Source organism: Ensifer sp. 1H6 (assembly GCF_001976035.1).
GTDB lineage: Bacteria > Pseudomonadota > Alphaproteobacteria > Rhizobiales > Rhizobiaceae > Ensifer > Ensifer canadensis.
Genome location: NZ_MOAI01000009.1, coordinates 141,496 through 166,046 on the forward strand (window position 1 = coordinate 141,496; position 24,551 = coordinate 166,046).

Annotated in this window: 22 protein-coding genes and 1 pseudogene; 14 read left to right on the forward strand and 9 right to left on the reverse strand. The window is 62.9% G+C overall.

All coding sequences use genetic code 11. The features are described 5' to 3' along the window. Positions 1 to 61 precede the first annotated feature (61 nt). Complete coding sequence (locus BKP54_RS13110) at positions 62 to 1,051, reverse strand: zinc-dependent alcohol dehydrogenase family protein (RefSeq protein ID WP_084814504.1); 990 nt, start codon at positions 1,049 to 1,051, stop codon at positions 62 to 64. Between the two features lie 104 nt (positions 1,052 to 1,155). On the opposite strand from BKP54_RS13110, the gene BKP54_RS13115 reads away from it, so the two are divergent. After that, a complete protein-coding gene (locus tag BKP54_RS13115; RefSeq protein ID WP_025429280.1) occupies positions 1,156 to 2,055 on the forward strand; it encodes a LysR family transcriptional regulator in 900 nt (299 codons plus the stop codon). Between the two features lie 159 nt (positions 2,056 to 2,214). Here BKP54_RS13115 and BKP54_RS13120 read toward each other — a convergent pair whose 3' ends face one another. The 5 genes from BKP54_RS13120 to BKP54_RS13140 all read right to left on the reverse strand — a co-directional run bounded on the left by BKP54_RS13120 (position 2,215) and on the right by BKP54_RS13140 (position 6,195). Then, on the reverse strand, positions 2,215 to 2,580 hold the full coding sequence (locus BKP54_RS13120; RefSeq protein WP_025429279.1) for a VOC family protein: 366 nt from the start codon (positions 2,578 to 2,580) through the stop codon (positions 2,215 to 2,217). A 107-nt stretch (positions 2,581 to 2,687) separates the two neighbouring features. After that, positions 2,688 to 3,605, reverse strand: coding sequence for a LysR family transcriptional regulator (locus BKP54_RS13125; protein WP_245317829.1), 918 nt, complete (start codon positions 3,603 to 3,605; stop codon positions 2,688 to 2,690). Positions 3,606 to 3,627: 22 nt separating this feature from the next. Beyond that, positions 3,628 to 4,785, reverse strand: coding sequence for a M20 aminoacylase family protein (locus BKP54_RS13130; protein ID WP_084814538.1), 1,158 nt, complete (start codon positions 4,783 to 4,785; stop codon positions 3,628 to 3,630). A gap of 61 nt (positions 4,786 to 4,846) precedes the next feature. Next, on the reverse strand, positions 4,847 to 5,362 hold the full coding sequence (locus BKP54_RS13135; protein WP_025429276.1) for a hypothetical protein: 516 nt from the start codon (positions 5,360 to 5,362) through the stop codon (positions 4,847 to 4,849). Between the two features lie 17 nt (positions 5,363 to 5,379). After that, positions 5,380 to 6,195, reverse strand: coding sequence for a DUF3100 domain-containing protein (locus tag BKP54_RS13140; protein ID WP_025429275.1), 816 nt, complete (start codon positions 6,193 to 6,195; stop codon positions 5,380 to 5,382). Positions 6,196 to 6,658: 463 nt separating this feature from the next. Here BKP54_RS13140 and BKP54_RS13145 point away from each other — a divergent pair, with 463 nt between their 5' ends. The 6 genes and pseudogenes from BKP54_RS13145 to BKP54_RS13170 all read left to right on the forward strand — a co-directional run bounded on the left by BKP54_RS13145 (position 6,659) and on the right by BKP54_RS13170 (position 13,541). Further along, on the forward strand, positions 6,659 to 7,684 hold the full coding sequence (locus BKP54_RS13145; protein WP_084814505.1) for an ABC transporter substrate-binding protein: 1,026 nt from the start codon (positions 6,659 to 6,661) through the stop codon (positions 7,682 to 7,684). 67 nt (positions 7,685 to 7,751) lie between these two features. After that, positions 7,752 to 9,257 (forward strand): sugar ABC transporter ATP-binding protein, encoded by a 1,506-nt coding sequence (locus BKP54_RS13150; protein ID WP_025429273.1) that lies wholly within the window; start codon positions 7,752 to 7,754, stop codon positions 9,255 to 9,257. A 73-nt stretch (positions 9,258 to 9,330) separates the two neighbouring features. Beyond that, positions 9,331 to 10,247 (forward strand): annotated as a pseudogene (locus BKP54_RS13155) (ABC transporter permease). Further along, on the forward strand, positions 10,244 to 11,200 hold the full coding sequence (locus BKP54_RS13160) for an ABC transporter permease (protein ID WP_025429271.1): 957 nt from the start codon (positions 10,244 to 10,246) through the stop codon (positions 11,198 to 11,200). Before BKP54_RS13155 ends, BKP54_RS13160 begins: the two are co-directional and overlap by 4 nt. Next, positions 11,197 to 12,222, forward strand: a complete 1,026-nt coding sequence (locus BKP54_RS13165) for a LacI family DNA-binding transcriptional regulator (protein WP_025429270.1) — start codon at positions 11,197 to 11,199, stop codon at positions 12,220 to 12,222. The genes BKP54_RS13160 and BKP54_RS13165 overlap by 4 nt, the downstream gene beginning before the upstream one ends. Before the next feature lie 74 nt (positions 12,223 to 12,296). Next, positions 12,297 to 13,541: a Gfo/Idh/MocA family oxidoreductase gene (locus BKP54_RS13170; protein ID WP_025429269.1), complete on the forward strand. Its 1,245-nt coding sequence runs from the start codon at positions 12,297 to 12,299 to the stop codon at positions 13,539 to 13,541. Between the two features lie 75 nt (positions 13,542 to 13,616). Here BKP54_RS13170 and BKP54_RS13175 read toward each other — a convergent pair whose 3' ends face one another. Beyond that, complete coding sequence (locus BKP54_RS13175; RefSeq protein ID WP_084814506.1) at positions 13,617 to 14,081, reverse strand: pyridoxamine 5'-phosphate oxidase family protein; 465 nt, start codon at positions 14,079 to 14,081, stop codon at positions 13,617 to 13,619. 275 nt (positions 14,082 to 14,356) lie between these two features. On the opposite strand from BKP54_RS13175, the gene BKP54_RS13180 reads away from it, so the two are divergent. Further along, positions 14,357 to 15,841 (forward strand): SLC13 family permease, encoded by a 1,485-nt coding sequence (locus BKP54_RS13180; protein ID WP_025429267.1) that lies wholly within the window; start codon positions 14,357 to 14,359, stop codon positions 15,839 to 15,841. A gap of 166 nt (positions 15,842 to 16,007) precedes the next feature. Next, on the forward strand, positions 16,008 to 17,180 hold the full coding sequence (locus BKP54_RS13185) for a glycerate kinase (protein WP_025429266.1): 1,173 nt from the start codon (positions 16,008 to 16,010) through the stop codon (positions 17,178 to 17,180). 128 nt (positions 17,181 to 17,308) lie between these two features. Here BKP54_RS13185 and BKP54_RS13190 read toward each other — a convergent pair whose 3' ends face one another. Beyond that, positions 17,309 to 18,712 (reverse strand): S8 family serine peptidase, encoded by a 1,404-nt coding sequence (locus BKP54_RS13190; RefSeq protein ID WP_084814507.1) that lies wholly within the window; start codon positions 18,710 to 18,712, stop codon positions 17,309 to 17,311. A gap of 158 nt (positions 18,713 to 18,870) precedes the next feature. On the opposite strand from BKP54_RS13190, the gene BKP54_RS13195 reads away from it, so the two are divergent. Together BKP54_RS13195 and BKP54_RS13200 are read left to right on the forward strand one after the other, a co-directional pair. After that, positions 18,871 to 19,413, forward strand: a complete 543-nt coding sequence (locus BKP54_RS13195; protein WP_084814508.1) for an RNA polymerase sigma factor — start codon at positions 18,871 to 18,873, stop codon at positions 19,411 to 19,413. After that, a complete protein-coding gene (locus tag BKP54_RS13200; protein ID WP_084814509.1) occupies positions 19,410 to 20,222 on the forward strand; it encodes a hypothetical protein in 813 nt (270 codons plus the stop codon). The genes BKP54_RS13195 and BKP54_RS13200 overlap by 4 nt, the downstream gene beginning before the upstream one ends. Positions 20,223 to 20,225: 3 nt before the next feature. Here BKP54_RS13200 and BKP54_RS13205 read toward each other — a convergent pair whose 3' ends face one another. Then, on the reverse strand, positions 20,226 to 20,720 hold the full coding sequence (locus BKP54_RS13205) for an Lrp/AsnC family transcriptional regulator (protein ID WP_038578406.1): 495 nt from the start codon (positions 20,718 to 20,720) through the stop codon (positions 20,226 to 20,228). A gap of 104 nt (positions 20,721 to 20,824) precedes the next feature. On the opposite strand from BKP54_RS13205, the gene BKP54_RS13210 reads away from it, so the two are divergent. The 3 genes from BKP54_RS13210 to BKP54_RS13220 are packed head-to-tail and all read left to right on the forward strand — an operon-like array spanning position 20,825 to position 24,497. Then, positions 20,825 to 22,033 carry a diaminopropionate ammonia-lyase gene (locus BKP54_RS13210; protein ID WP_084814510.1) on the forward strand — a complete coding sequence of 403 codons (1,209 nt, stop codon included), beginning with the start codon at positions 20,825 to 20,827 and terminating at the stop codon, positions 22,031 to 22,033. 5 nt (positions 22,034 to 22,038) lie between these two features. Then, positions 22,039 to 23,214, forward strand: coding sequence for a M20 aminoacylase family protein (locus BKP54_RS13215; RefSeq protein ID WP_025429260.1), 1,176 nt, complete (start codon positions 22,039 to 22,041; stop codon positions 23,212 to 23,214). 44 nt (positions 23,215 to 23,258) lie between these two features. Beyond that, entirely contained in the window at positions 23,259 to 24,497 is a 1,239-nt protein-coding gene (locus tag BKP54_RS13220) for a Zn-dependent hydrolase (protein WP_025429259.1), read from the forward strand. Positions 24,498 to 24,551 lie beyond the last annotated feature (54 nt).

A 24,551-nucleotide genomic window follows, 5' to 3' on the forward strand; every position in this document is an offset into this window, starting at 1 on the left:
TTTGCTTTAGGCATTCCCGACGGAAAACCGCTTGGCTCTTTTCCTGGAAATGCTCCAATCGTCAGATTGTCACGACGATCTTGCCGAACTGTTCGTTCGTCTCGAGATAGCGATGCGCCTCGACGATCTGCTCGAACGGAAAGGTCCTGGCGATGACCGGTTGCAACGAACCTGAGGTCAGCCCGTCGAGGATGAAGGCCTTGGCCGCCTCCAGCCGCTGGGGATTACCGATGATCTCGTGGACGAGGTAACCACGCAACGTCAGCGTCTTGCTGAGGACGGCAAACAGCGGAAAAGGCGTGGGCTCAGGGCTGAGGCCGCCATATTCGATCAGGATGCCGCCATGTGACATCGCCGCCGTCAGCGGTTCGAATATCGGCCCGCCGATCGGGTCGAATACCACGTGGATGCCCTGCGGACCGGCAATCTCCTTCAGTCGGGCTTCCAGGTCTTCCTCCGCTGAGGCGATCACATGGGCTGCGCCGAAATCGCACAAGGCCTGCTTCTTGGCAGAGGTTCGCGTGACGGCAATTGCGGTTGCGCCGACCAGGTTGGCGATCTGGATGGCCGCCAATCCGACACTGCTCGAGGCGGCGGTGATCACGACCAAATCTTGCCTGCCGAGCTTGGCGATGTCGATCAGGGCGCCATAGGCCGTGAGATATTGCATCCAGACGGCTGCTGCCGCTTCCCAGTTGAGCGACGGCGGATGCTTGACCACCTGCGCGGCAGGGACGGTGACCAGCTCACCATAGGCGGGCCAGCGGACCATCGATATCGGCGGAATGATGCTGACGGCGTCGCCTGGCGCGAAACCGTCGACCCCGCCGCCAATCGTTTCGATCACCCCCGCAGCCTCGAGGCCAAGACCGGACGGCAATGTCGGCGTCTCGATGTACCGGCCCGAGCGCAGCAGCGCCTCGGCGCGATTGAGGCCAAGGGCCTTGACGCGAATCTGGACCTCGCCGGTGCCGGGTCCGGCAACATCGTGATCCTCAATGCGCAGAACCTCCGGACCACCATGCTCATGAAAACGAACGACGCGTGCCATCAGCCATAAACTCCGTAATGATTGAACTGAATAAGCTATGCGCGTCGGCTGGAATTCGATAAATGTCGGATTTGGCAGAGAAGTAGAAACCAGGAGTTTCGAATATGGATCGCCTTACGAGCATGGCGGTGTTCGTCAAAGCCGTGGATCTCGGCTCGTTTGCGGCCGCCTCGGAAGCGCTCGACCTTTCCGGGCCGATGGTCGGCAAGCATGTTCGGTTTCTCGAAGAGCGGCTCGGCGTGCGTCTGATCAACCGCACGACGCGTCGACAGAGCCTGACCGAATTCGGTCGCGCCTATTATGACCGCTGCCGTGTCATCCTTGCGGAGGCCGAAGCGGCAGACGCACTTGCGGCCGATCAGCTTTCCGAGCCGCGCGGTCGGTTGCGCGTCACCATGCCGGCGCTGCTCGGCCGGCGGTGCGTCGCGCCCATTCTGATGGAGTTTGCCCGGAAATACCCAAGGCTCGAGCTTGAGCTCTCCTTCGGCGATCGCATCGTCGATCTCGCCGAGGATGGTTACGACCTTGCCATCCGCACCGGCACTCTGGAGGACAGGTCCGGGCTGATCGCCCGTCGGCTTGCCAGCCACAGCATGGTTGTGTGCGCATCGCCGTCCTATGTCGAGCGCCATGGCACCCCGAGACAGATCGACGATCTGGGCGGCCATCATGCGGTGACATATAATAGACCTGGATGGGTGCATCCCTGGCTTTTCCCGCGCGACGGGCAGCAGGTTTTGGAAGTGACGCCCGCCAATCGCTTGCGGCTGGACGATCTCGAGGCCATCGCCGATGCTGCGGCTGCCGGAATGGGGCTGGCCTGGTTGCCGTCGTGGCTCGTTCGCCACCGCATCAAGTCCGGCGTCCTTGTCGAAGTGTTGCAAGGCGAGCCGGGATATGTGTTCGACAACTATGCCCTTTGGTTGCGCACGCCGCACTTGCCGCTGAAAGTCCGTCTTGCGGTCGATGCGCTGGTGGCCGCTTTGCCCACGGCGATGATCTAAGCCGTGAACCCATATACCGGACGACTGAGATGGGCGTGGATTCCGGCCCGTCCGTTTGGTCAAAGACGGGAACCTGACGTCGGTGGCGGAACGCGCCATGACCATGAGCAGACGACGTATCGAAGGCAACCGCCCGCCGCCATCAGCTTTACGTCAGGTTCAGTCCTTCTTGAACTCGAATAGCTCGATGACGTTGCCCGACGGATCTTCGAGTAGGATGGCGCGGCCGGCACCGCCGTCGCTGATTTCACCACGGAATCTTGCATCAGCGCGGCGCAACCGCTCAATGAGGACATCGACCTCGTTTGTAATGATCATAAATCGGTTCCACCCGCCCGGCTTCGGATCACCGCCGGCCTGACCACCGCTCCCGGCACCTGGGGCGCTGAGATACAGCGTCAGGTCGTCGCGCAGCAGCGCGGCGAACTTGCCCGGGTTGTGCTTGTCGATCTTGAAATCGAGATTGTCTCGATAAAACGCGACCGCCTCGTCGACGTCCGCGACGATGTATCGGACGGATGCCATTCAACCTTCTCCTCTGTCCTGGAGCTACAACGGTCAACTCGCGTAAAGGTTTCCTGTCGGTGGAACTGAGTGCAGAACGGGCCGTCCGGATGCCGGTTCGGTAAGCCTCAGGCTTTGAAGGACTGCATTTCCTGCGCGAGATGCTGGCCGAGTTTTTCTACCGAGAGCGGCAGGCGGCGATGCGCACGCACCATCAGGTGAGCGCTCGCCTCGCGCAGCAGCGGATCTTCAAGGTCGACCGCCTGCATGACGCCGCGGTCGATTTCGCCGGAGACGGCGGTCCTCGGCAGGAAGGTGACGCCGAGACCGGAGGCGACGAAACGGCGCAACACTTCGATCGAATGAGTTTCGAGCAACGGCGCCAGTGCCATGCCGGCGTCGGCGGCGACGCGGGCAACGATCTGGGTGACGCCGTTGCCTTTGCCGAGCATGGCGCAGGGCGAGGTCAGACAGTCCGCCAGTTTCAGACCGGTGCGGCTGGCGAGGGCATGCCCGATCGGAGCAATGACGCAAAGCGGCTGGCGGGCGATTGCCAGCGCCCGGATGCGCGGGTCCGTCAGCGGTGTGTAGGCGATGCCGATATCCGCGTCGCTGTTGGCGATGGCATCGACCACGTCCTCGGTGCTGCCGAGTTCGACGATATAGCGGACATATGAATGCGCCCTCGAGAATGACGACAGCCCGTGTTCGACAAGGTCCGCCATGAAACCTTCGCCGCAACGAATGCGGATGCGCGTCTGCTGGACGCCGCGGATCTGGTCGAGCTGTTCGGCGAGCAGGCCGTTGTCTTCAAGAACACGCTTGCCGTGTTCGAGAACGAGTTCGCCGGCATCCGTCAGCACTGTGCCGCGTGCTGTTCGTTCGAACAGCCCAAGGCCGATCTCGCGTTCGGTGTCGGCGATCTGGCGGCTGACGACCGACGGCGCCAGCCCCATGTGTTCGGCCGCGCCCCGGATCGATCCGATGCGGGCAACGGCCATAAAAATCTTGAGCGCTTTCGCGTCGAGCACGTCCATGGTGGTCATGTGCGACGGAAACGGTTTGAGGTCAACGACCAAGAGATGTGGCGATCAGCCTTGTCCAGAGGTCGACGCCCTGCGGAACGATCGCATCGTTGAAATCGTAGTGCGGTGAATGCAGGCCGGGGTTGGCGCCTTCGCGGCGTGCGCCGAGCCAGAGGTAACAGCCGGGGCGTTCCTCCAGCATGAAGGCGAAATCTTCCGCAGCCATGCTGGGGGCGGCATCGACGACCGAAAGGGCACTGTCCTTTGCTGCGACCGAGCGCACGAAGGCGGCCGATGCAGCATCGTTGATCGTGGCGGGATAGCGGTACTGATAGTCGAGATCGGCGCTGCAGCCGAGGCCCTCGGCGATGGCCGCCGTCAGCGTCCGCATGCGCTTTTCGAGGATTTCTCCGACTTCTTTCGCAAACCAGCGTGTCGTGCCGCGGATGACAGCTTCCTGCGGGATGACATTCCAGGCATCGCCGCCGTGGATCTGGGTCACGGAGACGACGGCTGCGTCGAGCGGCGAGACGTTGCGGCTGGCAATCGTCTGCAGCGCGGAGACGATCTGGGCTGCGGCAACCAGCGGGTCGGCGCCCTCATGCGGCATCGCCCCGTGGGCGCCTCTGCCGGTGATGCGGATTTCGAACACGCCGAAGGCGGCCATCATCGCGTCGTCGCGGGCAACGCAGGTGCCGACGTTAAGCGCCGGCCAATTGTGCAGGGCATAGACTGCGTCAGCCGGAAAATCACGGAAGAGGCCGTCGGCGACCATGGCGCGGGCGCCACCTTCCGCTTCTTCCGCCGGCTGGAAAATGAAGTGTACGGTACCGTCGAAATCCATCTCGGAGGTTTGTCGCGCCGCGGCGAGCAGCATCGAGACGTGACCGTCATGGCCGCAGGCATGCATCTTGCCGGATGTTTGCGACGCGTAGGCAACGCCGCTGGCTTCGACGATCGGCAGCGCGTCCATGTCGGCGCGGATGGCGATGGTGCGCGACGAGGTGCCGCGCGACAGCGTGCCGACAAGGCCGGTGCCGCCATAGCCGCCTTTGACGGCAATGCCCCACTCCGAGAGCTTGCTTGCAATGAAGGCCGACGTTTCCCGTTCCTCGAAGGCAAGTTCGGGGTGGGCGTGCAGGTGATGGCGCCAGGCGATCGTTTCCGCGATGCGGTCAGGGCTGATTTCGTGGCGGCTCATCTCGTTCATCCTGTATCTGCAAATTGAAGGCCGCCGCAAAGCGGCCGGCCACAGTTCTATCCTACTGGCCCAATCTCAGGAACAGGTCGGCAACGACGACGGAGCCCATATAGGTTCCGATCATCACGCAGATCGCCACGATGACGATCTTCCAGCCCGAACGACGGGCGATGGCGAATTCGCTCGCTGTCAGCGCCAGGCCGCCATAGGCAAGCGCCGGCGTGGCGAGCGCCAGGAAGTTCAGGTGCTCGACCTGTTCGCTGACCCAGGCAGCCCCCGGGACGCCGGGAATGGTGATCAGGATCGCGATCAGCGATACCCAGGCGACACCAGGCAGGTAAAAGGGTACGAAGCGGGCAAAGCCGAGGCCGATGATGCAGGCGACATAGAGCACCGCCATGCCCGGCAGGGCGATGAGCGGCGACGTGCCCGTTCCGACCCAGTTGGCGATCAGGCCGATGGCGCAGGCGATCAGCAGCAGCCCGGAGTGTTTGACGACATCGATCTTGCGCTCATCTTCCGCATTCAGCGGCAGGTCATCAGCAAGATTGGCGGTGGTGTTGGTTTGATTGGCCATTGTTCCTGTCTCCCCGATCAGGCTGTTTTGCGGTCGGACGGGCGGGCTTTGTTGTAAAGCCATTCCGTCAGCGGCAGGGCGACGAACATGCCGACATAAAGGCCGGTCGCGTAGGTCAGGATGTTGCTGGCCGCTGCCAGCGCCAGGATGATGTCCTTCTGGTCCGGAACGACGGCGACGAGACCGCCGGTGCAGGCCGCAAGCATCGAGCCGGAGCCGACGCCGCAGGACATGGCAAGAGCGCGCACGTCGAAGATGCCGAGGCCGTGGACGAGCGGCGGCATGATCGCGAAGACGAATGTGCCGATGAGTGTGCCGGTGGCATAGACGCCCATGGCGCCGGCGCCTTCCGGCGAGTTGAGGCCGTATTTGTCGGCGATCAGCGCGATGTTGGGCTCGCGATCGATCGAATAGGTGGCGCCGACGGCTTCGCGGCCCATCTTGAGGAGGAACACGGCGACCGGGAAGGCGATGAGGATCGTGCCGAGATTGCCGAGTTCCTGGAGCACGAGTGCCGGTCCGGCCTCGATGATCTTGGAGATCTGTGGTCCGACTGTTGTGCCGAACTTGGCAATGAAAGGCATGATCGCAACGGTGATCATGGCGCCGGACAGCTTGACCGCATCCTTGGAAATGAACTTGGCGCTCGCCTTGAAAATGGCGGGATTGAGCATGATGCCGAGTGCGAAGGCATAAAGGATCGGCAGGAAGATCACGGTGCCGAGGCCGATCGACAGGCGTTGAATGCCGATCAGCTCGGAGACGATGACGATCGCGAGCACAAGGATGTGCAGATAGAGCCCGCCTGCGGCGGCTCCGGGTTTTCCGGTCATGATGTTCTCCTCTGGTTGGGGACCAGTTGTTGTTCTTTGCCCAAACTTAACACTATTGGCTGAGGGCAAATGCCGGCTAGCCGGTCGGCGAGCAACGAAGTGTTGCAGTTCCAGCAACAGGTCGCTGGGTTGAAGGCGGCTTCTGCAAAACCGCTCATCGCTTCTGTCATTTCATGGTCGCGGTCCTGCTTTGGCCGAGTGCGGATGCGAATCGAGCTTTCGCCTTGCCTTGCTTTTGCATGTGCCGCCTCGATGGCCAAGGACACATACGGCCAAGTGGGGACGAGCGGCACGGAAAGCGCCAACTTTCCCCAGCAATCCGGGCGATTGGCCCGGCCAGATCACACCTTGCGCAGGTTCACGACGGAAATTCGAAAAACCCATCAAAAATCGCTGAAAACCCCCATTGAAATCGATTACATTTTCTGGCTTCATGGTTCTCGCAAGATTTTGGGAGGATCTTATGAAGAAGCTTATCGCCGTAGCACTCGGCACCGTCGCATCCATTGCCATCTCCGCCTCGCTCGCCAATGCCGAGACCTTCAAGATTGGTCTGTCCAATGGTTGGGTCGGCAGCGAGTGGCGCACGCAGATGATCGACGAGGCCAAGGCGGCCGCGGAAAAATGGAAGGAAAAGGGCGTCGACGTCGAAGTCAGCGTCCAGAGCGCCAATGTCGACGTGCCCGGGCAGATCGCCCATGTGCGCAATTTCATTGCCGAGGGCGTCAACGCCATCATCATCAACCCCAACAGCCCGACGGCCTTCGACCCGATCTTCGCGCAGGCGAAGGAAGCGGGCATTCTGGTGATCGCCACTGATGCCGAAGTCTCTTCGCCGGATGCCACCTATGTCGGCATCGACCAGACGGCATGGGGTGCGGCCGGTGCCAAGTGGCTTGCCGAAACGCTCGGTGGTAAGGGCAAGGTCGTGGCGATCAACGGCGTCGCAGGCCACCCGGCAAACGAGATGCGGGTCGCCGGCTATAAGAGCGTCTTCAAGGACTATCCGGATATCCAAGTCGTCAACGAGGTCAACGCCAACTGGGATCAGGCGCAGGGCCAACAGGCAATGCAGAACATCCTGGCGACCTATCCTGACGTCAACGGCGTCGTCGTGCAGGACGGCATGGCTGCCGGCGCCTGGAAGTCGATCATGGATGCCGGCAAGGCCAGCCAGATCGCAGCAACCGGCGAGATCCGCAAGGACTTCATCGATCTCTGGAGCAAGGATAAGCTGAACTCCGGCGCGACCGTCAATCCGCCCGGCGTCATGGCAAGCGCGCTCAATGTCGCCGTCCTCATGCTGCAGGGCAAGGAACTGAAGGAACCGGCAACGGCTGGCCAGTACAAGAACGCCATGTACCTGCCGATCCCGTTCATCGACTCCAAGAACCTGGCGGATGCCGCCAAGCAGGTCGACGGCAAGCCGGGCTACTACTCCTACACCAGCGCCCTTTCAATCGAAGACGCTGCAGCGCTCTTCAAGTAAGCGCTCAAGACTGGGCGGATCTCGTGGTCCGCCCGGCGCTTCTGACCCGATCATACGGACGATCCTCATGTCGAAACTTAAGATGAACGGCGTAAGCAAGGCTTACGGCGCCACCCTGGCTTTGCGCCGCGGCGACCTTGAGATCGCCGCCGGCGAAGTCCATGTGCTCATGGGCTCGAACGGCTCGGGCAAGAGCACATTGTGCAAGATCATTGCCGGCAGCGTGCGCCCCGATGGCGGAGAGATCCTCATCGACGGTCGGCCGGTCACGATATCAGGGCCGCAATCGGCCAGGGCGCAGGGCATCGGCATCTTCTACCAGGAGCTCAGCCTTGCCGGAAACCGCTCGGTCGAGGAGAATATCTGCCTTGCCATGCTGCCGGTCAAAGCCGGAATCTTTATCGACCGTGCCGCCCTGAAGGCGCGCGCGGCGCGCTACATCGATCTTTTCTCCGGCGTTTCCGGTGATGGTTTTGCGGCCGAGACGCTCGTCGGCAATCTGCGCGCCGATCAGCGACAGCTTGTCGAGATCATGAAGGCACTGGCAAGTGAAGCCCCGATCCTGATCTTCGACGAGCCAACCTCGGCACTCGACAGGGCACAGGTCGACCGCTTCTTCGATATCCTGCGCGGGCTAAAGCGCGACGGCCGCGGCATCATCTTCATTTCGCACCGCATGGACGAGATCACCGCGATCGGTGATCGGGTGACGATCATTCGCGACGGTGAGACGATCAAGACGCTCAATCTGAACGAGACCGATCCTGCCGCGGTCATCCGGCTGATGGTCGGCGGCGCCGGCGACATGCCGGCCTCGCAGTCCTCAGTGCCTGCCGTGGCAAGCTTTTCGGCCGGCGACGCCATGACCGTCGACAAGCTGTCGGGTGCCGGTTTCCGCAATGTCAGCTTCGAGGTCGCCAAGGGTGAGATCCTCGGTCTCGGCGGGCTTCACGGCCAGGGGCAATCGGCGGTGTTGCGGGCGATTTTCGGCGCCGGCTCCACAACTGCGGGCGAAATCCGCATCGGCGGCGATCGTCTCGATGCGAGAAGCCCGCGCGACGCCATCCGGCGCGGTTGCGCCTATGTCTCGGGTGACCGCGGTCGCGACGGCGTCATTGCCGGCAGACCGATCATCGAGAATGTGACGCCCATCCATTACCTGCGTGATCGGCTGATGATTGCACGTCCGTCAACGCTCAAGGAAAAGGCGATGCCGGCGCTTGAGGCGATGCATACGAAGTTCGCGAGTCTCCTGCATCCGATCAACTCGCTTTCCGGCGGCAACCAGCAAAAGGTGATCATCGCCCGCTGGCTGATCGATCGGCCGGATGTGCTGCTGCTGGACGACCCCACCAAGGGCATCGACCTCTCGGCCAAGGCCGATCTCTTTGCCCTCATTCGCCAACTGGCAGGCGAGGGGCTCGGCATCCTGCTCTATTCCTCGGAGGACGCCGAATTGCTCGGGAATGCCAACCGCATCCTCGTCTTCAACGGCGGGTCGGTCACGCGCGAGCTCACCGGCGAGGATCGCACCCGCTACAATCTTTACCAGGCTGCATACGAGGCCGCGTGATGACACCGACCACGACAGAAATTCGACCTTCCCGCGCGGTGGGCTAAAACTCTGGCTCGAGCGCTATCCGTTCCTGCCGGCGCTGGTCATTGTCGTCGCGCTTCTGGCGTTGAACGGCGTGTTCTCGCCCAACAGCTTGAGCTACCGCTCGCTGACGGGGCTGCTCAGCACCTATATGGCGCTGATCATGCTGGCGATCGCCCAGACCTATGTCGTTTCCGCAGGGGATATTGACCTGTCGGCCGGTGCGACGCTGTCACTCGTCAATGTCGCCATTGTCGTTTTGATGGAAAAATGGGGTGGTGGCGCCGGCGCGTCATCGGTGCCTTGATCTGTGGCATTCTGCTCGGGCTCGTCTGTGGGGTTATCAACGGCATCGTCGTTGCAGCGCTCAGGCTGCAGGCGATCGTCGCTACCTTTGCGACCAGTATCTTCTTCACCGGCGTTGCGCTCTATGTCATGCCAGTGGCCGGCACGCCGGCGCCGGCGCTGTTCTGGCGGACCTATGGCGGGCGGTTGCTCGGTCTTCCCTTCGTCTTCTATGTGCTTGCAGCACTCGCTGTTCTGCTCTTCCTTTTGTCGCGCACCCGCCTCGTCACCCAGCTTCTGGCCGTCGGTGACGACCAGCAGGCGGCCTACCAGACCGGTCTTCCCGTGGTCCTGGTCCGCATCAAGGGTTATGCGCTCTGCGGCCTGTTTTCGGCGCTCGCAGCGTTCTGCCTGACCGGCGACACCGCCAGCGGCGATCCGCTCGTCGGTGGCAAGATGACGCTCTATAGCGTCGCGGCCGTCGTGCTCGGGGGCAGCGCGCTTGCCGGTGGCTGGACGACCGTGGTCGGTTCTCTGCTCGGCGCGCTGACGATCGGTCTCGTCAACTCGCTCGTCTTCTTCATGGGCACGCCGTCGGAGTGGCAGAACTTCGTTCAAGGTCTCGCCATCCTCCTCGTCTTGATGGCAGGCGTGCTTGCCGGCCGGAGGGCACGCGCATGAACGCCGTTATTTCCTTCCTCAAGAAGCCGCTGGTCATCGCGCTGCTTTTGATCGTGGCACTTCTCTATCTTGGCGAAAGCCTGTCACCGGGCTTTGCCTCGGCCGACCAGATCCTGCGCCTGCTGATTGTCGCCTCGCTGCTCGGCATTGTTGCGGCCGGCCAGAACGTCGTCATTCTCGGCGGCCGCGAAGGCATCGATCTCTCGGTCGGCGGCGTCGTTTCGCTTTCGGCGATCATTGCCGGCAATGTCATGAACGGCGCCGACGGCGGCATCCTGCCGGCGATCCTTGCCTGCGTGGCGACCGGGGCTTTCTTCGGCCTCCTGAACGGGCTGGGTGTCACGCTGCTGCGTATCCCGCCGCTGGTCATGACGCTCGGCATGCTCGGCGTGCTCCAGGGCCTGCTGGTCGTCATCCGCAACGGCATTCCCTCCGGCCGCGCGGCACCCGGCCTTTCCGCCTTCGTCACCCAGCCGCTGGTGTTCGGCATTCCCGGCATCATCTGGCTCTGGATCGCCGTCGGCCTGTTTATGGCCTTCATGCTCAACCGCACCGTCTTCGGGCATCGCATTTATGCGATCGGTTCCAACGAACATGCGGCCTATATGGCCGGCGTGCCGGTCCGCCGCATGCGCATCGGCCTGTTCATGATCTCCGGCATGTTCGCGGCGATCGCAGGCCTCTGCCTGCTTGGCTATTCCGGCTCGTCCTTCGCCAATGTCGGCGAGCAATACATGCTGTCCTCGATCATCGCGGTCGTCTTTGGCGGTACGTCGCTTGCCGGCGGCAAGGGCGGATACACCGGCACCATGGCAGGCGCGCTGTTGCTGGTGATCCTCCAGGGCATCCTGACTACCGTCAACATCGATGAATCCGGCCGTCAGATGGTGTTCGGCGCGACATTGCTGCTCTTGATGCTGTTTTACGGCCGCGGAAAGGCGATGCGGACATGAGCGATCACAGGCCGAAGATCAAGGATATTGCCGAGCGTGCCGGCGTTTCCGTTGCCACCGTGTCGCGGGCGCTCAGCGATTCCGGCCTGGTGACGGCGGAAACGCGCCAGCGCATCCATGCGCTTGCCCGCGAACTCAACTACCGGCCGAACGTCAGCGCCCGCAACCTGCGCACCCGCAAGTCGATGTCGGTGCTCTTGGTCGTGCGCGACGTCGGCAACCCGTTCTATCTCGACATTCTGAAAGGCGTCGAGGCGACGGCGCGCGAGGCCGGCTACTCCGTGCTCATGGGCAACACCGAGAACGATCCGGATCGCGAGACGGAGTATTTCAACATGCTGCGCGATGGCCATGCCGACGGCATGATCCTGATGACCGGCAAGCTGCCGCCGGCAGGGCATGATGCTGGTCTCGACCTGGCGCATCTGCCCGTCGTCGTCGCGCTGGAAATGATCGACGACTCGGGGCTGCCGCATGTGCAGGTCGACAACCTTGCCGCCGCCAGGGCTGCGGTCGAGCATCTGATCTCGCTTGGTCACCGCAAGATCGCCCACATCGCCGGGCCGCTGCCCGAAGTGATGGCCATTCACCGCCGAGACGGTTATCGCGCCGCGATGCACGAGGCCGGCCTTGCGATCCCTGACGGCTACGAGGCTCGGGGCGATTACCTGCTTGAAACCGGCCAGCTCTGCTGCGGCCAATTGTTTGCCTTGGCCGAGCCGCCGACGGCGATATTCGCCGCCAACGACGAAATGGCCTATGGCGCCATTCACGAGTTGCGTCGCCTCGGCCGTGATGTGCCTGGTGATGTTTCCGTCGTCGGCTTCGACGACCTCTATCTGAGCAAGGCTTTCTATCCGCCGCTGACCACGGTTAACCAGCCGCGCGCCGACATCGGCAGAACGGCGATGTCGCTGCTGCTTCGTATGCTTTCCGGCGAGGAGGTGGCGCATGCGCCGCCCATCGTGCTGCCGACGACCCTGAGCATTCGGGCCAGCACCACCGCGCCACGTCACTCATAAGGCGAGCATGATGTCGACCGAAACCGCTTACACTTTCGGCATCATGCTCCGGCCGAAAAATCTGGGAGAAGAAAATGACACAGCTACCGAAGCACACGCTGCGCGTGGGTTTCGTCGGAACGGGCTTCATCGCCCATTTCCACCTGAAATCGATGATCGGCGTGCGCAATGTCGAAGTGACGGGCGTCTTCAGCCGCAAGGCGGAAAACCGCGAAAAATTTGCGAAGGAAGTCGAAACGCTCGGGCTCGGCACCTGCCGCACGCATGAGAGCCTGGAAGCGCTGCTGTCAGCCGACGACGTCGACGCGATCTGGATCCTGTCGCCGAACTATACGCGCCTCGACGTGATGCGCGCCCTGCACGGGGCGATCAAGTCAGGCCGCAGCAAGGTCTTTGCGGTCGCCTGTGAGAAGCCCTTGGCGCGCACGGTGGCGGAAGCCCGCGAGATGCTGACGCTGGCCGAAGATGCCGGCCTCAATCATGGCTATCTCGAAAATCAGGTGTTCTGCACGCCGGTGTTGCGCGGCAAGGAAATCATCTGGCGTCGCGCCGCCTCCACCACCGGCAGACCCTATCTTGCGCGGGCGGCAGAGGAACATTCCGGTCCGCACGAGCCCTGGTTCTGGCAGGGCGACAAGCAGGGCGGCGGTGTTCTCTCCGACATGATGTGCCACAGCGTCGAGGTGGCGCGCTATCTCTTGACCGCGCCCGGTGCGCCGCGCAATTCACTGAAGATTAAGTCGGTCAACGGCACCGTCGCCAACCTGAAATGGACGCGTCCGAACTATGCCGAACAACTGCGCAAGCGCTTCGGCAACGATGTGGACTATCGCAACCGCCCTTCGGAGGACTTTGCGCGCGCGACGGTGACGCTCGAGGATCAGGAAGGCAACGAACTGATGATCGAAGCGACGACCTCCTGGGCCTATGTTGGTGCAGGGTTGCGCATCCAGCTCGAATTGCTCGGCCCGGAATATGCGCTCGAATACAACTCGCTGAGTACGGGCCTGAAGATCTTCATGTCTCGCGAAGTCACGGGTTCGGAAGGCGAGGATCTGGTCGAAAAGCAGAATGCCGAGCAGGGGTTGATGCCGGTGCTTGAGGACGAAGCCGGCGTTTACGGCTACACCGACGAGAACCGCCACATGGTCGAATGCTTCCGCAAGGGCCAGAAGCCGCTCGAAACCTTCGAGGACGGTCTTGCGGTGGTCGAGATGCTGATGGGGCTCTATCGCTCCGCCGAGATCAACGCCACCTTGCAGTTCCCGGCGCCGGAACTCGAACATTACGTGCCCGTCGTCGCACGCAAGGGCGCTTGACAACCTGGATCTGAGATTGGCGGGAGAGCGGCAAAGTCGGCTCCCGCCACCAGTCTGCCATGGCCAAAGGTTTCGCTACGAGGTCGTGGCAGGTTCGGCGCTTGCCGCGCGCCCGGTCATCTCATCGATTTCGATTGCATAGAAAAGATGGGGTGACGTGCCGACGACGCTTTGTTCCGCCGGTTTCAGTCCGCCCGGCTCCCACCAGTTGATCCGCTTCTCCAGAAGTGACCACGCCTGAAGGCGTTCATGATGCGTCTGGTTCGTGTCAGGCAGTTCCCTGTAGCTGCCGTAGATGACGACGCTTTTCCAGCTTTCCCTGTCGGCGAATTCGTCGATCTGCACGCAGACTTTCGCGTTGTCGCGCATCCAGTCGATCTTTTGTCCGGGCATCGAGAAGCCGTAGAGCCGGCCGGTTGTAAAGGCGTATTGGATAGGGACGATATAGGGATGGTCATCCCTGGCGCAGGCAAGCCGGCCGATATGGCTTGCGGTGACAAGGGCGATGCATTCCGGCCGCGTCATTTCTCTGACGAACATGATCCGTTCCTCTCAACGATGAGCTCCACAGGCAGGGTTTCAGTTTTGATCGGTTCCTGCCTTGATATGGCTCAAGGCTTGCGCATTGCCAGCCGCAGGCTTTTTACGGGCCGCGGTTACGGGGCAGCCGGTGCCGACAATTTCGGCGCTTTCGAACCGTCGTCGGGAATAAACCGCTGCGGCTGCCGTTATGCCCCTATCGAGAAAACAGGACGACCGGCTCGCGCGGGCGAAATTCGCCGCGAACTGGGCGGGAAGCAGCAAAGGATTGGGTCATGATGAGCACCGTTCGAGCAATCGCATCGGGAAAGGATATCGTCATCTCTTCCGCCAACGAGGCGGGAGGTTTCGACGGTCAGATGCCGGTCCGCCAGGTGCGGCTGTTGACCGGGTCGATGCTGCTGGTCTTCGCGGCGATCCTGATCTTTGTTGCAGCTGACGGGCTGACCACGCCGATGCGTCTGGCGCTGATGGTGTTTGCGACCACGCTTGTCTGCTGGACGATCTTCGACCTGCCTGAAACGCCGGTGGCGCTTGGCGGAGCGCTGGCTTTGGGCGCCACCGGTACCGTCAGCGAAGAGGCGGTGTTTGCAGCGCTCGGCAACGATATCGTCTGGCTGATGATCGCCGCCTTCGTCATCGCATCGGTGCTGCAGGCATCCGGACTGGTGGAACGTCTCACCTTCCGGCTGCTGGCGCCGTTCCAGCGCGTCAGCAGTCTTTTCTGGGCGGTCACTCTGACAATCTTTGCGACCGCCTTCATCATCCCATCCACGTCAGCACGGGCGGCGATCTTCATGCCGGTCTTTCTGGGGCTGACGGCCGCCGTCGATCGGCCCCCCGTGACACGGGCGCTCGCCCTGATTTTCCCTTCGGTGATCCTGCTTTCGGCCGCCGCCTCGCTGACCGGTGCCGGCGCACATCTGGTGGCGGTCGATTTCATCCGCCGCAGCGGCGGCAAAGCGCCGGATTTCCTTGATTGGGCCATGCTGGCTGCCCCGTTCGGATTGGTCACGAGCCTGATTGCCTGCGGCCTCATCCTACGGTTTTTCCTGGGCGCCGAGGATCGTAATGCTGCTTTCGAGCCGGGCTCGCCCGCTGAAACGCAGCCGCTCCTTGCGCAGGAGCGGACGCTGCTGGCGGTGACGGCGCTCATCGTTCTGGCGCTTGCGACATCGGGCCTTCATGGCGTTGCCTTGCCCTTCGTTGCCTTGATCGGCGCCCTCGTCATGGCCTCTGAGAAGGTCTCGGGGTTGCCCTTTCGCAAGGCTCTGAAATCAGTCGAGTGGAACCTGCTGCTGTTTCTCGCCGGCACGCTCGTCATCGGCGAGGCGCTGATGAGCACCGGCACGGCGGCTTTGCTCGCCGACCGCGCCATCGGCCTGCTCAGCCTCGTCGGCAAACCGCCGGCTTGGCTGGTGATCCTGTTCACCGTAATCCTTGCCACGTTCGCGCACATCGTCGTCGCCTCCCGGACGGCGCGGGCAACGGTGCTGATCCCGGCGCTCGCCCTGCCGCTGGCAGGGCTCGGCGTCAATCCGGCCGTTCTCATCATGGCGGCAACACTGGGTAGTGGCTTCTGCCAGACGCTGATGGTTTCGGCCAAGCCCGTGGCTCTCTTCGGCGGCATGGAGCCACCCGCTTTCACGCCGTCTGACTTGATGCGCCTGGCGGCGATGCTGCTTGTTCCCTTCATTGGGCTCCTGACGCTTGTTGCCGTCTTCATCTGGCCGCTCATGGGGGTTGGGCTATTGATATAAGTCTTTGAAAACGTGTTTCTTTGCCAAGGCCGGAGCCAGCTTAGCTCCGGCCTTTGTTGTTTCCGCTCAGGCAGCGAAATAGTTTCGTATCCGGCGGAATAAAGTCTCCGAGCGACCGTTTCTCCCTTGCATCCGCATTGTCACAAAAACGCAAGGAGACTGTCACATGACACTGACCATTCTGGTTGCACCGTCTGGTTTCAAGGAAAGTCTGTCGGCGGAAGAAGCGGCCGATTGCATCGAGAAGGGTGTGCTGCGCGCCTGCCCGCAGGCAAAGGTTCTGAAAGTGCCGATGGTCGATGGCGGTGAAGGTTTCACCAAGGCTCTGGTCGCGGTCACCGGCGGCACTTTGCACGAATGCGTCGTGACCGGGCCGCTCGGCACACCGGTCTTGTCGCATTTCGGATTCCTCGGCGGGCAGGACGAACCGGTCGCCATCATCGAAATGGCGGCCGCCGCCGGCCTCAGGCTGGTACCGCGCGACCGCCGCAACCCCTGCATCACCTCAAGTTACGGTGTTGGCGAGCTGATCCGGGCAGCCCTCGACGCCGGCGCGCGCCGCATCCTTCTTGGCTGCGGCGACAGCGGCATCAATGACGGCGGCGCCGGCATGGCCCAGGCGCTGGGGATCGAGCTGCTCGACAAGGACGGTCGGCCGCTGCCATCAGGCGGTGGTGCACTTGGTCAACTGGCTCGCATCGATCTCTCGTCCCGCGATCCACGCCTGAATGCGGTTCGGATCGATGCAGCCGTCAATTGGCACAATGTGCTGCTCGGAGAACGCGGCGTTGCCCGGGTCTTCGGCCCGCAGAAGGGGGCTACGCCTGAGCAGGTCGAACTGCTGACCCATGCGATGGAGACCTATGCCGGGGCGATCCACGGCGCCACCGGTATCGACGTCGGCAGCGCGCCGGGCGCCGGGGCCTCCGGCGGCCTCGGCGCCGCCGTCCTCGGCCTGCTCGGCGGCAAGCTGCACCCGCGCTACGACATTGTCATGCAATATCTCGATCTCGACAGCATGATCGCCCGGGCCGACCTGGTGATTACGGCGGAAGGCAGCCTCGATGGCCAAACACCCTTCGGCAAGGTGCCAGCGGAGGTCGGCCATCGCGCCAAGGAAGCCGGACGTCCGGTGATCGCGCTGGCCGGAACGATCGGTAAGGGCGTCACCCTGAACTTCGAGCACGGCATCGATGCTTTCGCCTCGATCCTGAAGGCGCCTTGCAGCCTTGACGATGCCATAAGCGCCGCGCCGAAACTGCTGGTGCGCGCCGCGGAAGATGCCGTTCGCATGGTGCGGGTCGGCATGCTGCTCACCGAGCGAGGCCTTGCCGCCTGATCAATTCAGGGCATGACGGCTCCGGCGGAAAGGAGGTGCGCAGTCGGCACCTTCTTTCCGCCGGAGTTTTTTCAATGTGCCGCCTGGAAAACCATCGGGCGTTTATCGTGTTCGCTGAAGCCCGGCCGTTACTGCCGGCAGAGTTCGCGGGCGTTTAGGACACCCCAGCCGAAAACTGGATCCTTGCCAGGCGCACCGACATCCTCAGTCGTTTGCGCCACAAGCTTGCCGATCTCTTCGGCCGAAAGCGAAGGGTTCGATGCCCTCAGAATGGCAACGGCGGCGGTCACGAACGGGGCGGCAAAGGAGGTGCCCGTGCGCGGCCGTCCACCATCGACGGAGGCGGCGGTCCAGACACCGGTGCCGAGTGCTGCAACGTCGATGTGGTCGCCCTGCGCCGCACGGCGATAGGGGCGGAAATTGCGGTCGACGGCGGTCACCGCGATGAGTTCAGGGTAGGCGGCGGGATAGACGGGCTTTGCCCTCGGGCCGTCATTGCCGGCCGCCGCCACCTGCAGGATATTGCGCTTCGCGACCAGATCGACGGTCTTTTCAAGCAACTGATTATCCGGCCCCGATAGGCTCATGTTGATCACCGTCACCCCGCGGGATGCCAGAAGATCGATCGCCCTGACCAGATCATAGGTCTCGGCGACATCCGCGTCGCCCCTGGTCTTCTGGAAGGCGTCGACTGCGATCAATCGCGCATCGCGTAACAAACCGGGAGCCCGGCTGTCCTGCCGGCCGGCGATGAGCGCTGCAACGGCGGTGCCGTGCTGGCGTCCGGACTCCGGCGCTTCGTCGGCCGCCAGACGGACGATATCGAGGTCGACGCCTTGAAGAGCTGGATGCTCGGGATTGATCGCAGTGTCGATCAGCCCGATCGGGCCGGCGGCGGTGCAGGCCTTGCCGGCATGGGGCTCGGGCCAGCCGATGGCTGTGCGCACAAGCGCACAACGGCCTTCGCCGCACGGCGTCGGCTGAACAGCACCTTCGTTCGGTTCGAAATAATGGTTGAGATCGGCAATGGCGCCCGGCGAGGCAGCCGCGACCTCCTGGCGTGCGGCCCCGAGCGTCATTCCCGTGGGGATCGAAAGCTTGACAATCTGCGAGCCGGAAAGTCCGAAGGGATGGCGGCTGCGCGCCGTGAAACCTCGTTCGCCAAGACGCTGGATTGCAGCATCCTCGAGACCGAGGACGACGATTTCGCCCGGTACATACGTCGGTTTGCGCACAGGTGGCGGGCGTCGGGCAGTTCGCTTTTCCGGTGCGCCCCGGAAGAGGTCAAACAGATTACCGCCGCCGCGCCAGACGCCGCCGGAGCCTCGGTCCGAGGAGCGACCAGAAGACGAACTGCCACCGCCACCACCGTCATCATCTCCGCCGCCATCGTCATCAGCATGGGCCGGTGTGACAAAGGCAAAGGGAGCGGTGGTCGCCGAGCCGGAAATCCCTGATGGCACGAGGTCGCCATTGGCGACGGCCAGGCCGCAGATCGATGCGGCGGTCAATCGAAGCAGGCGTTTCTTCAAGGTTTTCTCCTTGTCCCAACCGTGCCCAGTGGGGTCAGCTTACCGTGAAAGGCATGCCCATCGGTGGTGACTTTTGCGTGTGCTTCACATATCGCTCAACGGATGAATGGACAAATTATTCCCCCGCGTGCACGCCGAAGCGCCGGAAGGAACGCGAAATGACGGATCAGGATATCGCCTTCGGCGAGCGCCTCGTCGCTTTCCTGCCTAACCTGCGCCGCTTTGCCATCTCGCTTTGCCGCTCCCGCGATATTGCCGACGACCTCGTGCAGGCCGCCTGCGAGAAGGCGCTTGCCGGTTCGGAGCGGTTCGAGGAAGGCACGCGCTTCGACGCGTGGATATTCCGCATTCTGCGCAACCTGTGGATCGACCAGCTTCGCCGCCAGAAGACGGCCGGCCCGATCGAGGAGATCGAAGCCCAGCCGGAACTTGCCGTTCCATCAGGCGAAGCGGGCGCCGAGGCACGAATGACGCTAAAGAGCGTGGCCGCAGCCATCGATGATCTCGTGCTTGAACAGCGCGAGGTGCTGCTGCTGACGTGTGTGGAGGACCTCTCCTACAAGGAGGCGGCCGATGTGCTCGGCATTCCGATCGGCACGGTGATGAGCAGGCTTGCCCGCGCCCGCAAGAATCTTGCTGAAGCCGCGGGAATAGAACCGGCGGCCGCGCGTTCACCGGATATGAGAGGCGGGGCGAGATGAGCGACATGGTATTCACCGACGAAATCCTGATGGCCTTTGCCGACGGCGAACTCGACGACGAGACGACACGCCTCGTCGAGGCAGCGATCGAGACAGATGACGATCTGATGATGCGCGTAGCCATGTTCATGGAAACCCGGGCTGCCACCAGCGAGGCCATGAAGCCGTTGCTCGACGAGCCTGTACCTGACCATCTGGCGCAGAAGGTGCGCGCGATGGCTGCCGACGTTGCAGCGAGACGTGACGACAGCCAGACCGTTGCTGCGGCCGATGACAGTGCGAATGCGGACAATGTCGTCGCGTTTCGCCGCCCGGAGCCCGCGGCACAGGCGCCGCGTCGCCCGTCGCAATGGATGATGGCGCTTGCCGCCTCGCTGCTTATCGTCGTCGGTGGCGTCGGAGGGTATCTTATCGGAGGAGCGGGCCAGGTAGATGTCGCGAACCCGCAGGTCGCGGGGCTGGTCGACCCTGAAGTGTCGGGCATCCTCGACCAGCGCGCGTCGGGGGAGGAAATCGCGATCGGCGACGGAGAGGCCAAAGTTCGATTGGTCTCGACGTTCCAGGCGGGCGGCGAGCGGCTCTGCCGCGAATATGAGATGAAGCGGCCGGATCAGCCGGATTTCGTGTCGGTTGCCTGCCGGAACGCCGGACGCTGGCAGACGCAACTGGCGATCGTCACAGCGGAAACCGGTGAGGGTTTCGCGCCGGCCTCGTCGCTTGAAACCGTCGATGCCTATCTGTCCTCGATCGGTGCCGGCGCGCCGCTGGAGGCGGCGGCGGAGAAGAAGGCGCTCGCCGGACGAAAGTAGCCTTCAGCGCGGCATTTCTACCGGTACGGAAAGGCCGACCTTGACGCGATCCATGGTGACGAAGGTTCTAAAGCGCCGGATGTTGGGGTTGCCGAAGAACATCCGGCGGGTGAAGGCCTCGTAATCGCCCATCGTCGGCACGATCACGACAAGTATGAAGTCCACGTCGCCCGTGACGTAATAGCATTGCTGGACTTCCGGAGCGGCCGAGAAGGCGGCCTTGGCCGCATCGAGCAGGTCGATCTGCTCGCTTTCCACCTCCACTTCGACAAGGATCGTCAGGGCCTGGTTGACCCGCGCCGGCTCGATCACCGCGACATTGCTGCGGATGACCCCAGTTTCTTCCATGCGCTTGATCCGCCGTTGCACGGCCGGCGCAGACAGGTTGACGGCCTCGCCGATCTGTCGCTGTGGCGTCGTGTTGTCCTTCTGCAGGATTGAGAGGATTGCCAGGTCGAAGCGGTCGAGCTCCGCCGATGTGCTCTTTGAAACGGCCATCATTTCCTCATTGTCATTTACAAACTTGCGTAAGGGCTCTCCATTTAGAGCGCATTTCTCTCGTTCGGTGAAATATAACTTCATCAAACGAGGAGATTGCCCACATGCTCATTCGCAACCACCATGCCGATTTCGGATCGCCGCTGCTGCCTGACGATGCCGAAATGCTCTCGATTGCTGCGGCTGCAGAGGTTGAGCGGCAGCTATCGCGCCGTGACGATCATCGGCCGACGCCGCTTCATTCCTTGCCGGCGCTTGCGGCCGAACTCGGGGTCGGAGCAATCTTCGTCAAGGACGAGGGCCATCGGCTCGGGCTCGGCAGTTTCAAGGCGCTTGGCGGATCCTACGCGGTGATCCGGCTGGTGCTTGACGAGGTCCGGAAGCAGACAGGCCTGGACGTCGACATAGACGATCTCACGCGCCCTGACGTTCGCGCGGTCGCGCGCGAGATGACGTTCGGCTGCGCCACGGATGGCAACCATGGTCGCTCAGTGGCGATGGGCGCTGAGCTTGTCGGTGCGAAATCGGTGATCTTCGTGCATTCCGGTGTCAGCCAGAAACGCATAGAGGCGATTGCGCATTACGGCGCCGAGATCGTCCGGGTCGAAGGAACCTATGACGACTCGGTGGAGTTTGCGGCGAAGGTCTGCAACGAGCGTGGCTGGACCGTCGTATCGGACACCTCCTGGCCGGGATACGAATATATTCCCGGTCTGGTCATGCAGGGATATACGGCGCTTTTGTGCGAAGCCTTGCGGACGATCGACGCACCACCGACGCATGTCTTCGTGCAAGCCGGCGTCGGCGGAATCGCTGCTGCAACGGCCGGGCACCTAGCGCTGCGTTACGGTCATGACCGGCCGCGCTTCGTCGTAGTCGAGCCGGCCCGAGCTGCCTGCCTGCTGGAAACGGCAAGGGCCGGCCATCCGGTGAAAGTGCCACATGGCGAGCCAACTGTCATGGCGATGCTCGAATGTTACGAGCCTTCTCTTGTCGCCTGGCGCATTCTTTCGCGTGTTGCCGACGCCTTCATGATGATCGACGAGGAGGATGCCGTTTCGATCATGAACCGCCTCGCTCGCCCGAAAGGGGGCGATCCGGCAATCGTTGCTGGCGAAAGCGGCGGTGTCGGGCTGGCTGGCCTCATCACGGTCGCCGGAGACCCGAACATGCGCGCCGCCCTCGGCCTTGATGCCAATTCGCGGATCCTGGTGATCAATACCGAAGGTGCCACGGATCCTGAACGCTACGAAGAGCTGGTTGGCCTCGCGCCGGCTGATGTCGCCGGGGCTGAGAAATTGGAAAGGGTATGACGCGGATGGCAAACACGGATATCGACAAGCTTGTGGCGGAGATGACGGCGTGGCGTCATGACCTACACGCCCATCCGGAATTCGGTTTCGAGGAAAAGCGGACAGCGGCCTTCGTTGCCGCCAAGCTGCGGGAATTCGGCCTTGACGAGGTCGCCGAAGGTATCGGTGGCACCGGGGTGATCGGCACGCTGCGGCATGGAACGGGAAATCGCGCCATAGCGCTGCGTGCCGATATGGATGCGCTGCGTATCGCGGAACAGGGGACAATTGCCTATTGCTCCACCCGGCCCGGCACGATGCACGCCTGCGGCCACGACGGCCATACGGCGATGCTGCTCGGCGCAGCAAAGCTGCTGGCCGAGGAGGGCGGCTTTGACGGGACCGTGCGCTTCGTTTTCCAGCCAGCTGAAGAATGGGGGAAGGGTGCACTTGCCATGCTCGCCGATGGCATGCTGGAACGCTTTCCCTTCGACGAGATCTATGGGCTGCACAATATGCCGGGCCTGCCGGTCGGAAAGTTCGAGACCCGTGCCGGCGCCATCATGTCGGCCGAAGACAATTTCGAGATCACGCTCAAGGGCGTCGGCGGCCATGCCGCGCGACCTCACGCGGGCAACGAGACGCTGGTCGCTGCCTGCGCGACAGTGGTCAATCTCCAGACCATCGTTTCGCGAAGGCTCTCTCCGGCCGATATCGCCGTCGTCTCCGTGACCGAATTGATCACCGACGGCACGCGCAATGCCTTGCCAGGCCTGGCCCGCATTCTCGGTGATGCGCGCAGCTTCCGACCTGAGGTGAGCGCCAGGATCGAACAGCAGATGCGCACCATCGCCAAGGGGACGGCGGATGCCTATGGCTGCGAGGTCGAGGTGACCTATACGCGTGAGTTCGTGCCGTTGCTCAACGATCCGGCTCTCGTCGATCATGCCTTCGCAGCGGCCGGTGCGGTGTTTGGGACGGACAATGCCGCCGTCGCCGCCGAGCCGATGACCGGCTCGGAGGACTTTGCCCGGTTTCTCGCGCATGTGCCGGGCTGCTTCGTCTTTATCGGCAACGGCCAGGAATCCGCGCCGCTGCACAATCCGCATTACGACTTCAATGATGATGCCTTGATCTTCGGTGCCCGGTTCCACGCCGAAATCGTCCGGCAACGGCTGGCCGCACCGGATGTGGGGCAGTGAGAGTCGCGATGCTCAACACAAACACGATTGAAGGCGGCGCCGTCATGTCTCATCAGTCCATTAATGCCGAACGTCTGCTTACCCGTATCCGCGAACTCGGCGCGATCGGGCGCAACGATCAGGGGCAACTGACACGGCTTGCTGCGTCTGACACCGACAAGCTCGGGCGGGACCGCCTAGTCGCTTGGCTGCGGGCTGCGGGGCTGGAGATCGCCGTCGACCGCATCGGCAATATCTTCGGCGTCTGGCAAAGCCAGGATAACGCCGGGCAATCGCCGTTAATGCTCGGCTCCCATATCGACACGGTCATCAATGCCGGCATCTACGATGGCAGCTACGGCGTGCTGGCCGCCCTCGAAGTCATCGAGACACTGAAGGAGCAGGGATTCGCGCCTGTCCGCCCGATCGTCGTCGCGGCCTTTACCAACGAGGAGGGGGTGGGCTACGCGCCCGATATGCTGGGGTCGCTTGTTCATGTGGGCGGCCTTGCGGTCGAAGCCGCGCTTGCGACGGTAGGAACCGATGGCACGACGCTCGGATCGGAACTCAAACGCATCGGCTACGCCGGAAGCGTCGAGCCTGGCTCGTTGAAACCTCATGCCTATGTTGAATTGCACATCGAGCAGGGGCCGGTGCTTGAGCGCGAAGCGACCACGATCGGCGCCGTCGAAAATCTGCAAGGGATTTCCTGGCAGCGCGTGACCATCGACGGCGTTGCCAATCATGCCGGCACGACGCCGATGGCGATGCGCTGCGATGCGGGCCTTGCTGCCGCGCGCGTCGGCCTGTTCCTGCGCGAGCACATCGCGCGATCAAACGCGCCGAGCGTTGCGACGATCGGAACCATGCGCTTCGAGCCGGACGCGATCAACGTCATCCCCTCGCGCGCGGTCTTTACCATCGACCTGCGCGACCCGGACGAGGATCGCCTGAGGGCGCTTGAAAGCGCGCTTTCCGGCTTTCTCGACCGGCTTGAGCAGGAAGAGCATGTGACCGTCTCTGTCGAGCGTCTCGCCCGGTTCGAGCCCGTCAGTTTCGACGGTGCGGTCGTCGCGGCGATTGAAGTTTCCGCGAAGGCCCGTGGGCTGAAGAGCCGGCGGATGACCTCCGGCGCCGGCCACGACGCCCAGATGATCGCGCGCATCGCGCCGGCGGCGATGATCTTCGTGCCGAGCCGCGACGGGATCAGCCACAATCCGCGCGAACACACGGATCCGGCAGACCTCGTCGCCGGTGCCAATGTCCTGCTCGACGTCGCCGTCCGGCTTGCAGGTAGCCCTTAGGGCGCCGGAAGGGGCCGGGTGCGACCTCCTTGGAGCGATCAAGATGCTGATGCG

Bases quoted from the DNA above. Each gene is read 5' to 3' on its own strand.
- BKP54_RS13110 (WP_084814504.1), bottom strand. From the start codon at position 1,051: ATGGCACGCGTCGTTCGTTTTCATGAGCATGGTGGTCCGGAGGTTCTG.
- BKP54_RS13115 (WP_025429280.1), top strand. From the start codon at position 1,156: ATGGATCGCCTTACGAGCATGGCGGTGTTCGTCAAAGCCGTGGATCTC.
- BKP54_RS13120 (WP_025429279.1), bottom strand. From the start codon at position 2,580: ATGGCATCCGTCCGATACATCGTCGCGGACGTCGACGAGGCGGTCGCG.
- BKP54_RS13125 (WP_245317829.1), bottom strand. From the start codon at position 3,605: ATGACCACCATGGACGTGCTCGACGCGAAAGCGCTCAAGATTTTTATG.
- BKP54_RS13130 (WP_084814538.1), bottom strand. From the start codon at position 4,785: ATGAGCCGCCACGAAATCAGCCCTGACCGCATCGCGGAAACGATCGCC.
- BKP54_RS13135 (WP_025429276.1), bottom strand. From the start codon at position 5,362: ATGGCCAATCAAACCAACACCACCGCCAATCTTGCTGATGACCTGCCG.
- BKP54_RS13140 (WP_025429275.1), bottom strand. From the start codon at position 6,195: ATGACCGGAAAACCCGGAGCCGCCGCAGGCGGGCTCTATCTGCACATC.
- BKP54_RS13145 (WP_084814505.1), top strand. From the start codon at position 6,659: ATGAAGAAGCTTATCGCCGTAGCACTCGGCACCGTCGCATCCATTGCC.
- BKP54_RS13150 (WP_025429273.1), top strand. From the start codon at position 7,752: ATGTCGAAACTTAAGATGAACGGCGTAAGCAAGGCTTACGGCGCCACC.
- BKP54_RS13160 (WP_025429271.1), top strand. From the start codon at position 10,244: ATGAACGCCGTTATTTCCTTCCTCAAGAAGCCGCTGGTCATCGCGCTG.
- BKP54_RS13165 (WP_025429270.1), top strand. From the start codon at position 11,197: ATGAGCGATCACAGGCCGAAGATCAAGGATATTGCCGAGCGTGCCGGC.
- BKP54_RS13170 (WP_025429269.1), top strand. From the start codon at position 12,297: ATGACACAGCTACCGAAGCACACGCTGCGCGTGGGTTTCGTCGGAACG.
- BKP54_RS13175 (WP_084814506.1), bottom strand. From the start codon at position 14,081: ATGTTCGTCAGAGAAATGACGCGGCCGGAATGCATCGCCCTTGTCACC.
- BKP54_RS13180 (WP_025429267.1), top strand. From the start codon at position 14,357: ATGATGAGCACCGTTCGAGCAATCGCATCGGGAAAGGATATCGTCATC.
- BKP54_RS13185 (WP_025429266.1), top strand. From the start codon at position 16,008: ATGACACTGACCATTCTGGTTGCACCGTCTGGTTTCAAGGAAAGTCTG.
- BKP54_RS13195 (WP_084814508.1), top strand. From the start codon at position 18,871: ATGACGGATCAGGATATCGCCTTCGGCGAGCGCCTCGTCGCTTTCCTG.
- BKP54_RS13200 (WP_084814509.1), top strand. From the start codon at position 19,410: ATGAGCGACATGGTATTCACCGACGAAATCCTGATGGCCTTTGCCGAC.
- BKP54_RS13205 (WP_038578406.1), bottom strand. From the start codon at position 20,720: ATGGCCGTTTCAAAGAGCACATCGGCGGAGCTCGACCGCTTCGACCTG.
- BKP54_RS13210 (WP_084814510.1), top strand. From the start codon at position 20,825: ATGCTCATTCGCAACCACCATGCCGATTTCGGATCGCCGCTGCTGCCT.
- BKP54_RS13215 (WP_025429260.1), top strand. From the start codon at position 22,039: ATGGCAAACACGGATATCGACAAGCTTGTGGCGGAGATGACGGCGTGG.
- BKP54_RS13220 (WP_025429259.1), top strand. From the start codon at position 23,259: ATGTCTCATCAGTCCATTAATGCCGAACGTCTGCTTACCCGTATCCGC.